At 65.3% G+C, this 9676-nt stretch carries 11 protein-coding genes and 1 tRNA gene; 6 read left to right on the forward strand and 6 right to left on the reverse strand.

The window, feature by feature from the left end:
- Window positions 1-7: 7 nt before the first annotated feature.
- The 4 genes from D7T59_RS05665 to amaB all read right to left on the reverse strand — a co-directional run bounded on the left by D7T59_RS05665 (window position 8) and on the right by amaB (window position 3601).
- Window positions 8-778 (reverse strand): class I SAM-dependent methyltransferase, encoded by a 771-nt coding sequence (locus D7T59_RS05665; protein WP_180851498.1) that lies wholly within the window; start codon window positions 776-778, stop codon window positions 8-10.
- 5 nt (window positions 779-783) lie between these two features.
- Window positions 784-1068: a DUF4190 domain-containing protein gene (locus tag D7T59_RS05670; RefSeq protein ID WP_164136699.1), complete on the reverse strand. Its 285-nt coding sequence runs from the start codon at window positions 1066-1068 to the stop codon at window positions 784-786.
- Window positions 1069-1229: 161 nt separating this feature from the next.
- On the reverse strand, window positions 1230-2045 hold the full coding sequence (locus D7T59_RS05675) for an SDR family NAD(P)-dependent oxidoreductase (RefSeq protein ID WP_407073422.1): 816 nt from the start codon (window positions 2043-2045) through the stop codon (window positions 1230-1232).
- A 23-nt stretch (window positions 2046-2068) separates the two neighbouring features.
- On the reverse strand, window positions 2069-3601 hold the full coding sequence (gene amaB / locus D7T59_RS05680) for an L-piperidine-6-carboxylate dehydrogenase (RefSeq protein WP_164136701.1): 1533 nt from the start codon (window positions 3599-3601) through the stop codon (window positions 2069-2071).
- A 183-nt stretch (window positions 3602-3784) separates the two neighbouring features.
- Here amaB and D7T59_RS05685 point away from each other — a divergent pair.
- The 3 genes from D7T59_RS05685 (at window position 3785) to D7T59_RS05695 (ending at window position 5259) form a co-directional block, all read left to right on the forward strand.
- Window positions 3785-3861, forward strand: a tRNA-Arg gene (locus tag D7T59_RS05685).
- 625 nt (window positions 3862-4486) lie between these two features.
- Window positions 4487-4939: a hypothetical protein gene (locus tag D7T59_RS05690; RefSeq protein ID WP_180851496.1), complete on the forward strand. Its 453-nt coding sequence runs from the start codon at window positions 4487-4489 to the stop codon at window positions 4937-4939.
- Complete coding sequence (locus tag D7T59_RS05695) at window positions 4936-5259, forward strand: hypothetical protein (RefSeq protein WP_180851495.1); 324 nt, start codon at window positions 4936-4938, stop codon at window positions 5257-5259. The genes D7T59_RS05690 and D7T59_RS05695 overlap by 4 nt, the downstream gene beginning before the upstream one ends.
- A 107-nt stretch (window positions 5260-5366) precedes the next feature.
- Here the strand turns inward: D7T59_RS05695 and D7T59_RS05700 are convergent, their stop codons facing one another.
- A complete protein-coding gene (locus tag D7T59_RS05700) occupies window positions 5367-6257 on the reverse strand; it encodes a dihydrodipicolinate synthase family protein (protein WP_180851494.1) in 891 nt (296 codons plus the stop codon).
- Window positions 6258-6419: 162 nt separating this feature from the next.
- Between D7T59_RS05700 and D7T59_RS05705 the strand changes: the two genes are divergently transcribed.
- Together D7T59_RS05705 and D7T59_RS05710 are read left to right on the forward strand one after the other, a co-directional pair.
- Entirely contained in the window at window positions 6420-6884 is a 465-nt protein-coding gene (locus tag D7T59_RS05705; protein WP_180851493.1) for a GNAT family N-acetyltransferase, read from the forward strand.
- A gap of 108 nt (window positions 6885-6992) precedes the next feature.
- Window positions 6993-7886, forward strand: a complete 894-nt coding sequence (locus tag D7T59_RS05710; RefSeq protein ID WP_180851492.1) for a helix-turn-helix domain-containing protein — start codon at window positions 6993-6995, stop codon at window positions 7884-7886.
- On the opposite strand, the gene D7T59_RS05715 is transcribed toward D7T59_RS05710, so the two are convergent.
- Entirely contained in the window at window positions 7834-8664 is an 831-nt protein-coding gene (locus tag D7T59_RS05715) for a universal stress protein (RefSeq protein ID WP_180851491.1), read from the reverse strand. The genes D7T59_RS05710 and D7T59_RS05715 overlap by 53 nt on opposite strands.
- 170 nt (window positions 8665-8834) lie before the next feature.
- Here D7T59_RS05715 and D7T59_RS05720 point away from each other — a divergent pair, with 170 nt between their 5' ends.
- Entirely contained in the window at window positions 8835-9401 is a 567-nt protein-coding gene (locus D7T59_RS05720; RefSeq protein ID WP_164136715.1) for a TetR/AcrR family transcriptional regulator, read from the forward strand.
- Window positions 9402-9676 lie beyond the last annotated feature (275 nt).

The raw sequence follows: 9676 nt of genomic DNA on the forward strand, positions 1-9676 counted from the left end.
CGTCGGTTCAGTCCAGCGTGCCGAGGAAGGCTCGGGTTCGATATTCAAAAGCAACCTGGCCGTCGACCGCGTGGGCGGCGAACAGGTCCTGCAGGGCGGCGATCATCGGCGCATGGCGCGGGTGACCGGGTTGGGGGGCATAGGAGGAGGACAGCAGGCGCCCCTGCAGCGCATCCAGATCCAGGTACTGCACATTCGGCAGCTGCACCATGCCGCGCAGGCCGGTGCCGAACCAGGTCTGCATGGTGGCGTCGTCCTGGTAGCGCTCGGCCACGGCGGTGTAGTCGGTGCCGTAGTCCAGCAGCAGTTGTTCGTAGCCGACCAGGAACGGACTGGCATCGAGCAGGCGCGAATTCCAGTAGATCAGTGCCTGGCCACCCGGGCGCAGGATGCGCTGCCATTCGGCGCGCACCGCTACGGTGTCGAACCAGTGGAAGGCCTGCGCGACGCTGACCAGGTCAACGCTGGCGTCGTCCAGCCCGGTAGCCTCGGCGCGGCCGTCGATGGCGCTGAACTGCGGGTACTGCGGCGCCAGCCACTGCTCGGACGCAGCGCGCATGGCGGCGTTCGGTTCCACCGCAATGACCGGGTGGCCGGTGGCCAGGAACAGGCGGCTGGAAATGCCGGTGCCGGCGCCGATGTCGGCGACCACGGCCTCGTGGCTGACGCCCATGGGGCCATGCAGCCACTCCAGCAGGGCGGGCGGGTAGTCGGGCCGGTAGCGGACGTAATCGGCGACGCGGCTGCTGAAGCGTTCAGTGCTGTCGGAAGTGGTCATGGCGATCAGTTCGACATCGCGGCGAGCCAGGCCAAGCCGCCGAAGAACAGGATGAAGACCAGGATGGCGGCGATCACGGCGCCGACCATCACCCAGCCCAGTACAAGACCGGTGACGGCCAGACCGTCGCCTTCCAGTTCCTGCGGGCGACGGCGGATCTCGGCGCGGGCCATGTGGCCGGTGACGATGGCCACGATACTGGCTACGAAGGGCAGGACGGTCCAGCTGGCGATGCCCATGACCAGGCTGACTACAGCCAGGGCGCTTGTCTGTCGGGGTGCCACGCTCATCGGGGTCCTCCTTGGCAGTGTGCACATGATAGTGCCTCTGCCCGGGCAATCCCATGGGCAGTGCCCTGTAGCGCCGAGCCCATGCTCGGCTGCCCCGTTGGGCTGATGCGGGATCGTCCGCGTCTTGCGCGCAAGCCGAGCATGGGCTCGGCGCTACAGGGTCAGCCCATCAACACCTGGCCACCGTCCACATTGAGCACATGGCCGGTGATCCAACGCGCCAGTGGCGAGCACAGGAACAGGGCCGCGTCGGCAATCTCACGCGGATGGCCGAAGCGGCCGAACGGGATCTTCGCCAGGGTGCCGTGGTACAGCGCCGGATCTTCGGTGCGGCGGCGATCCCACAGGCCATCGTCGAACGCGATCGAACCGGGGGCGATGGCGTTGACCCGGATCCGGTCCCTGGCCAGCGCCAGTGCCTGCGAGGTGGTGTAGTGCGAAAGCGCAGCCTTTGCGGCGGCGTAGGGCGCGCCACCGGGACGCGGCTGCTGTGCGGCGATCGATGACAGGTTGAGGATGCAGGCATCGCTGGATGCGCGCAGCCACGGCAGTGCCAGGCGCGAGGCCCGTACCGCCGCCATCAGGTCGATCTGCAGGCTGGCGGCCCAGCCATCCTCGTCATCGGCCATGCCGTAGCCGGTAGCGTTGTTGACCAGTACATCGATGCCGCCGAGTGCATCGGCAGCAGCCTGCAGCCAAGCCTGGATCTGGCCGGCATCGGCCAGATCGGCGGAAAACGTGTGCAGTTGGAAGACCTGCGCCAGTGCATCGGCACGCAGGGCATCCAGGCCGGCCTGGCCGCGAGCGCAGACCGAGACCTGCGCACCGGCGCCGGCAAATGCCAGCGCCATTTCACGACCGATGCCCTTGCTGCCGCCGGCGATGAGCACGCGGCGGCCGCTGAAATCGMGGGTCGGAGCCCCTGCGGGGATCCGACCCTTCGCTGGGGCCAGATCCCCGGAGGGGCTCTGACCCATGGACGTGGCCGGATCCGTTGCCATCACAGATCGAACTTGATGCCCTGGGCCAGCGGCAGCGAATCCGAATAGTTGATGGTGTTGGTCTGGCGGCGCATGTAGACCTTCCACGCATCCGAACCGGACTCGCGGCCACCGCCGGTGTCCTTCTCGCCACCGAAGGCGCCACCGATCTCCGCACCGGACGTGCCGATGTTGATGTTGGCGATGCCGCAGTCACTGCCGGCGGCCGACAGGAACTTCTCGGCAGTCTTCAGGTTCTGGGTGAAGATCGAGGACGACAGGCCCTGCGGCACGCCGTTCTGCATGTCGATGGCTTCGTCGATGCTGTCGTACGGCATCACGTACAGGATCGGCGCGAAGGTCTCATGCTGGACGACGGCGTCGCTGTTCTTCAGGCCGGAGACGATCGCCGGCAGCACGAAGTTGCCGGCGCGGTCGATGCGGGTGCCGCCGGTTTCGATGGTGCCGCCGGCTGCCTTGGCCTGGGCGATGGCATCGAGGAACTGCTGCACGGCACCGTCGCTGTTCAGCGGGCCCATCAGGTTGGCGGCATCGGTCGGGTCGCCGATCTTGCCTTCCACCTGCTTGTAGGCCTTGACCAGGGTGGCCAGCACGTCGGCGTAGATCGAGCGGTGCACGATCAGGCGGCGGGTGGTGGTGCAGCGCTGGCCCGCAGTGCCGACGGCGCCGAACACGATGCCCGGAACGGCCAGCTTCAGGTCGGCGGTTTCGTCCAGGATGATGGCGTTGTTGCCGCCCAGTTCCAGCAGGCAGCGGCCGAGGCGGCGCGCGACCTTCTCGTTGACGGTGCGGCCGACCTGGGTCGAGCCGGTGAAGCTGATCAGCGGCACGCGACGGTCATCGACCATCTTCTCCGACAGCGCGGTACCAGCGTCGTTGATCAGGAAGAAGATGTCCGGGAAGCCGGCTTCGCGCAGGGCGTCGTTGCAGATCTTCAGCGAGGCGATGGCGGTCAGCGGCGTCTTGTTGGACGGCTTCCAGATGCACACATCGCCACAGATGGCCGCCAGGAACGAATTCCAGCTCCACACCGCAACCGGGAAGTTGAAGGCCGAGATGATGCCGACCAGGCCCAGCGGGTGGTACTGCTCGTACATGCGGTGGCCGGGACGTTCGGAATGCATGGTGTAGCCATACAGCATGCGGCTCTGGCCCACGGCGAAATCGGCGATGTCGATCATCTCCTGCACTTCGCCATCGCCCTCCGGCTTGCTCTTGCCCATTTCCAGGGCGACCAGCGAGCCCAGCGCATCCTTGTGCTTGCGCAGCGCTTCGCCGCACAGGCGCACGGCTTCGCCGCGGCGCGGTGCCGGCGTGGTGCGCCAGATCCTGAAGGCTTCCTGGGCGCGGGCGACGACGGTCTCGTACTCGGCCTCGGTGGTCGCGCGGACCTGCGCGATCGGCTCGCCGGTGGTCGGGTTGACCGGGGTGATCAGCTCACCGCTGGTCGCGCTCGACCACTCCCCGTTGCCCAGGTACGTGCCAGCGTTGATCGCGTCCAGACCAAGGGACTTGAGCAGCTCGGAAGACATGCAGACTCCTGTGTTTCGTTACGTTGTTTGGCGCCATCGCGGGCAGGTGGGGGACGCGATGAACTGAATCGCCGATGGTAGCAGAGCGGCCTGTCCGGCCATGGTGCAACGCGCCAGCGGAATCGTACGGAGCATGAATGCTTGGAGGGCAGGGTGTGTTGCCTGTAAACTTCACGGCTGCATGGCCCCGTAGCTCAGCTGGATAGAGCGTCCCCCTCCTAAGGGGAAGGTCGCCCGTTCGAATCGGGCCGGGGTCACCAAATTCAACGGCTTACGTTGAGCCAAGTCGTGCCGATTGGACTATTTAGGCCAGTTTCTACCCACAAACCGGCACAGTTGGCACACCTCAGAATCTGAGCTTTCGCACCGCCCTGTCATCGCCCTCTGGGGTCAGGTGGGCGTAGTACTTCTCGGCGGTGTAGGCCGTGTCGACCAGCACCATTGCTGGCGCAGTGCGTCCAGGCACAGTACCTGGCCCAGGTGGAGGCCGGATTCACGCGGGCGCAGGCCATGCAACTGCTGGCGGCCTAGCTGGGCCCCCAGCAAAAGGCAGGCAGCGTCAGATTGTCGGTCCCGTGAAAACCGCAATCCTGTGGTAGTAAAGGCCCCAGCGGTGGCATGACGCCGCCGACAGGGGGCAACATGAAGGCGATGACCGCTGTTCTGGTTGCGGCTGTGCTTTGCGTTGGTTGTTCAACCAAGGGGGGTTCCACTGCACCCTACAACGTCTCTTTCGTTGGCCATCCTTCCCGGGCCGACGTAGCACCACCTCCACCTCCACCTCCGCCGCCCCCCGTTGACGGTCAGGCCCAGGCGCCTGATCCCAACGGAGTCAAGCCTCCGAGGAGGCATCCCCGCGACGGATGGTATGAGCCTGAAGAGGAGGTGGATGACGCCTCGGACGTTGAAGAGGCGTTGCCAGCGGTACTGGCGGAATGCAAGAAGCTCATCCTCGGGATGGAGAATAAATCTGTTGATCAGCGAAAGGCGTCCCTGTGGGTGTACGGGATCGGACTGGTGGCGGGCACGGTCATCGCACCAGCACTCACGGCGGCGAACGCTGCCAAGCACGCCGGTGCGATAGCCGGACTAAGTGCATTGGGGGGCGCCTCTGGGATGGCGGGAAAGGCGCTGGAGGACTCTGGGTTTGGCGGATCCGCAGCAATTGCTGATCGTAGAGCTGTCGCTGACGTGATTCGTCTGAAGCTCCCAGTGATCACGGATCGCAGAGAGACGTCGCATGATCGACGGAAGGCGCTTACGGAGATGCAGGCTGCATGCTTTGCCTACGATCTGACCACTCCGAAGCCCATCCAGTCGTCAACAACTGGCAAATGAATAAAGAAGGGCCCGCTTTCCGACGGGCCTTTCTCTTTGCAGCCCCCGCCAGGTTCGCCGCCGTCACCTTCCTCCGGGTGAAGAAGGTGGGCAGCATCGGCGAACGCGCCATCAGCACTATTGTCGTGCAGTACGACACGCTGGATACCTTGGTGGACCTGAAGATCAAAGCTCTGATCAAAGTGACGCCTGACGGCCACCGCATCCACCGAGTCAGCGAACACACTTGCGGGTTTCGTCAAATCGCCATCCGCAGAAAGAATCGGAAGCTTGTAGCTGTTTCTGTTCTGTTCGACCGCCATGGCGAAATCGGAACATGACTCGAATCGCAGGATGGCCTTGTCGGCCGACGGCTGACTGCGGCGTTGCAGGCCGATCCCCGTGCGGTGTGAGACATGCATAGCGTCTGCAGCGTGTGTTGGCTCGGCTAGCGCAGACCAAGCCGCTCCAGCACCTCGGCTACAAGCGCCTGGTCGTTGCCCTCCAGCTCAAGCAGGGGGCGCGGCAGGCAGTCCTTCGCGCACAGTCCCATCAGTGCTGCAGCGCACGCCATTACGCGTATCCCACCGTACAGGTCATACAGCGCCCACAGCGGCGCCAACCTCGCCGACAGTGCGTGCGCCGTAGCGATCTTGCCGCCGAGGGCCGCGTGCGTGATCCGCAGCGCCACCTCGGGAAACAGCCCGCCGATCACCGAATACCAGCCATCGCAGCCGGCGGCCAACCCATGCACTGCGGCCGCATCGCCGCTGATGCCCAGCGTGACGTGCTTCGGGACGTGGGAACGCAACGTGGAAACCCGAGCTGCCGCTTCTGCAGGGTCATCGGAGAGGCGAGGCATCTTGATCGAGGCGATGTTCGGCAGCGCAGCGATTCGCCCATGCAGTTCATCGCTGAACCGGAAGTGGGTGGCAACGGGATTGTCGTAGACACAGATCGGGGTACGCACTGCGGTGCACACCGATTCGAACAATGCGTAGACCTCGTGCTCCTTCAACGGATGGTAGGACACCGGTGCCAGCAGCAGACCGGCCGCGCCCGCATCCTCGGCATCCTTGGCCAGTTCCACCACGTCGCGGGTGCGCAGTGCGCCAATCCCGGCGATCACTGGAACGCCATCGGCGTGGGCGAGAGCCTGCCGCAGTACCCGCTTGCGTTCGGCCCTTTCCAGGTAGGCATAGCTGCCGGTGGAGCCAAGAATGCCCATCGAGTCCACTCCCGACGCCGCCAGGCGCTCGACCAGACCGGCGAACGCGCGGGTGTCGATGTCTTGGTTGTTGAAGGGCGTGAGCGGGAACGCGCTGAGACCTTTGAACATGAGGGGCCTGGAGAGATGGGAGGAGTGGCGCCTGCTGCAGGCAGGTGTATGGACGCATGGCATTGTTTATTGTCCTAGGACAAAATTCAAGAGATGCCGCGCAGCGTGACGGCGCTGGGCAGGTCGCCCACAATCCGTGCACCAGACCGCACAGGCATCCTCATGCCCGCACAGTTGCAACCGGTTCAACCTCCGCACTACCCGCGCATCGCTGGCTGGCTCGATTCGGTTGCAGCGACGCAACGCTGGGCTGGCCCAGGCGTTGCGTTTCCTCTGCTGCCCGAAGCGTTCGCACAGGCGCTTGAACTGGCCGAGCGCCCGGGTTGGGTGCTGCTGGACGGGGAGGGCGCGTGCATGGGGTTCGGCCAGTACTGGTTGACCGCGCCCGGAACTGCCCACCTGGGCCGCATCATTGTTTCGCCGCAGGCGCGTGGGCGCGGCCTGGGACGGGTGCTGATGCAGTTGTTGGGTGCCGAGGCCCTGCGGTCGCCGGGGGCACAGCGCCTGACCCTGCGTGTCTATCGTGACAACGTCGCGGCGGTGGCCCTCTACCGGGATCTCGGCTTCCAGCCGGTGGAAGACGCTTCGACACCGGAGCTGCTGTTCATGCAGCGCAGCGACGGCTGAGTTGCGACGAGGGGGAACGCCGGACGGTGCCTTGATGGTTTCGGTACTTTTCACAACCTCGTTGCCGGGGCGGATATGCTGGGCCCCGGAATCCAGCCGGATCAGCCCGTGGACCGCATCCCCCAGCTTCTGGAACAGGACGAATCCATGCGCCTGGAGGTCAGTACGCTGGCTGAAGGCTTGGGCGTTCCACTGTCGTTCGGGCACGCGTATCTGGCGGTTCTGGTGTGCGTGTCCGGGCGTGCGCGTTTCGCACTGAACTTCCGCGAGGTGGCGGTGCAGCGGCACGACGTACTGGTTCTGGCAGAGGGTACGCTGGCGCTGCTGCGGCAGCGTTCGCGCGGTTTCCTGGCGGTGGTCTGCCTGATGCCGAAAGCGCTGGCATCGGAGGTGGCCTATGTGCTGCCCAATGCATTGTTCAAGTTCCTGCACGAGCACCCCCATTGTGTGCCGTCACCGCTGGAGGTGCCGCTGCTGCAGGGCTGGCTGCAGCAGTTGATGGACGCGCAGCACAACGGCGGCCGCCATCGGCACGTGATGCTGCGCAACCTGCTGCAGACCTTGTTCCTGAAGTTCGCCACGCTGCTCCCGGTACATTCCGAGGCCGCGCCGCAGGTCGGCCGGCGCGAGCGCCTGGCCTGGAACTTCTGGGAGCTGGTCGGACAACGCAGCACGCGCCAGCGCGACGTGCAGTCCTACGCCGAGGCGCTGTGCATTACCCCGTTCTATCTCTCGCAGTTGACCCGGGAATGCTTCGATGAAACGCCGAAGGCGCTGATCGACCGCCAGGTGGTGCTGGAGATCAAGGCCCTGCTGAGCTACAGCGAACTGCCGATCGGACGCATCGCCGAACGCCTGTGCTTCGAGGATGCGTCCTACCTGTGTCGCTACTTCCGGCGGCATACCGGCCAGTCGCTGACCGGCTACCGTCGCGCCGGGCAGGGTGACGTTAGTGCGATACGAACAGCGGCGCCGGAACTTCGGCCAGCAGATCCTCGGTGACGCCGCCGAGCACGCGTTCGACCACGCGGCTGCGGCTGTAGGGCCCCAGCACCAGCAGATCGGCTTCGGCATCGAGTACATGCTGGCGAATGGTGGCGGCAACGCCGCCCTGGCTGGAGCTGATCGCCTGGATTTCGACCTCGACGCCATGCCGCGCCAGATGCTGGGCCATTTCGGCGCCCGGCGCGGCTTCAGCCTTGGGCGTGTCGACCATCAGCAGGTGCACGGCCTGCGCCCGGGCCAGCAGAGGCAGGGCATCCGCCACGGCACGACGGGCCTGTTTGTTGGCATTCCAGGCCACCACGATACGCCGGCCGACCTGCTCGCCCTTCCAGTGCGGCGGCACCAGCAGCATCGGCACGCCGGTCTGGCGCAGTGTGCCCAGTGGGTGCCAGCCGGAAGGAGCGCCGGGCGTACGCGGATAGCCGGCGACGATCAGATCGCAGTAGAGCGACTGCAGGGCCAGATCGGCGCCGCCCAGATAATCCGAGACGATGCGCAGTTCGGTGCTGATCTGCAGCGGTTCGGCGGCGTCGCGCAGGTTCTGCATCAACTGCGCGGTGCAGGCGGCGTCAGCGCGGGCTTCATGGTCGAGCGCGGCGGCGATGCCTGCGCCACGCGCGAAACCGTTGGCGATGTCGGTGGGATGCTGGGCGGTCGATACCGCGACCAGATGCGCCTGCTGCGCCTGCGCCAGATGCGCGGCAATGTTCAGTACGCGGTCCCCGGTATCGCTGGCATCGAACAGCACGGCGATGTCGCGTAGCGGATGCAGCATGGCGTTGTCTCCTTCGATGCCTGTGACGCGTTCCCTGCCGTGCACCGACCCGGGTGCACCGGACGCAGGTCTGTTGTAGCGCATTCGTGATTCGGGTGAATCAAATATGATTCAGTTTATTAATTGATGATTCATGCTAGCGTGACCGGACCCCGCATCCAGGCCTTTTCATGCGACCTGCCGCTGCCCGTACACGCCGCGACCTGCATCACGCCCTTGCTGCCACTCTGGTCAGCCATCCTCGCTGCACGCTCAGCGAACTGGCGCGCGGGGCAGGCATCAGTCGCGCGACCCTGTACCGGTTCGCGCCAACGCGGGAAGCGATTGACGAGGCCTTGTTCGCAGCGGGATTCGAACGCCTGGAAGCAGCGGCGAGCTCGTTCGATGGCAACGAGGATGCGCAGCAGGTGCTCGAGCATGTCACGGCGGCGCTGCTGGCCGACTGGGAGCTGGTGACGCTGGTGTTCGCGCGGATGATGGAAGAGCAGCAGCGCCAGGGCGACCTGCATCTGCTGCCGGAGCGCTGGGCCCCGATCGGTGAACGTTTCGAGGCGTTTTTCCTGCGCGGCCAGCGAGCGGGTGAGTTCAACGTCGAGTTCACCGCGGTGTGGTTGGCCGACTTCTACTGGACCTGCTTCTACGGCATCACCTGGTCGCTTGCGCGCGGCCGCCTGGCCCCGGCAATGGCCGCATCCACGCTGTTGGCCTCGTTCCGGCATGGGGCGATGAAGGGCTGATTTCCGGAGACGCGCATCGCGCGCGACCTCGTCAATGAGTGCACTGCACGCCGAATTCGCGTGGCGACTTGCCGGAAAGGGCGTTGTGGCTGCCGGAATCGTGCACGGGCCACCCATGCCGCGTTGCTACAACTGTAGCCAGGCGATTGGCGCCATAGTTGGCAAACATTAATGTGATCACCGTCACACATTTGTTGTAAATGTGTTAACTTGGTCACAGATGTATGTACCCAACCATCCGGGTGCAGGGACGAAGGCAGGTGCCACGGAGCCGG

It is taken from the genome of Stenotrophomonas maltophilia (genome assembly GCF_013464915.1).
GTDB classification, from domain to species: domain Bacteria; phylum Pseudomonadota; class Gammaproteobacteria; order Xanthomonadales; family Xanthomonadaceae; genus Stenotrophomonas; species Stenotrophomonas maltophilia_AT.

Coding starts and splice junctions, on each gene's coding strand:
- D7T59_RS05665 (WP_180851498.1), bottom strand. CDS start 778: ATGACCACTTCCGACAGCACTGAACGCTTCAGCAGCCGCGTCGCCGAT.
- D7T59_RS05670 (WP_164136699.1), bottom strand. CDS start 1,068: ATGAGCGTGGCACCCCGACAGACAAGCGCCCTGGCTGTAGTCAGCCTG.
- amaB (WP_164136701.1), bottom strand. CDS start 3,601: ATGTCTTCCGAGCTGCTCAAGTCCCTTGGTCTGGACGCGATCAACGCT.
- D7T59_RS05695 (WP_180851495.1), top strand. CDS start 4,936: ATGAATAAAGAAGGGCCCGCTTTCCGACGGGCCTTTCTCTTTGCAGCC.
- D7T59_RS05700 (WP_180851494.1), bottom strand. CDS start 6,257: ATGTTCAAAGGTCTCAGCGCGTTCCCGCTCACGCCCTTCAACAACCAA.
- D7T59_RS05705 (WP_180851493.1), top strand. CDS start 6,420: ATGCCCGCACAGTTGCAACCGGTTCAACCTCCGCACTACCCGCGCATC.
- D7T59_RS05715 (WP_180851491.1), bottom strand. CDS start 8,664: ATGCTGCATCCGCTACGCGACATCGCCGTGCTGTTCGATGCCAGCGAT.
- D7T59_RS05720 (WP_164136715.1), top strand. CDS start 8,835: ATGCGACCTGCCGCTGCCCGTACACGCCGCGACCTGCATCACGCCCTT.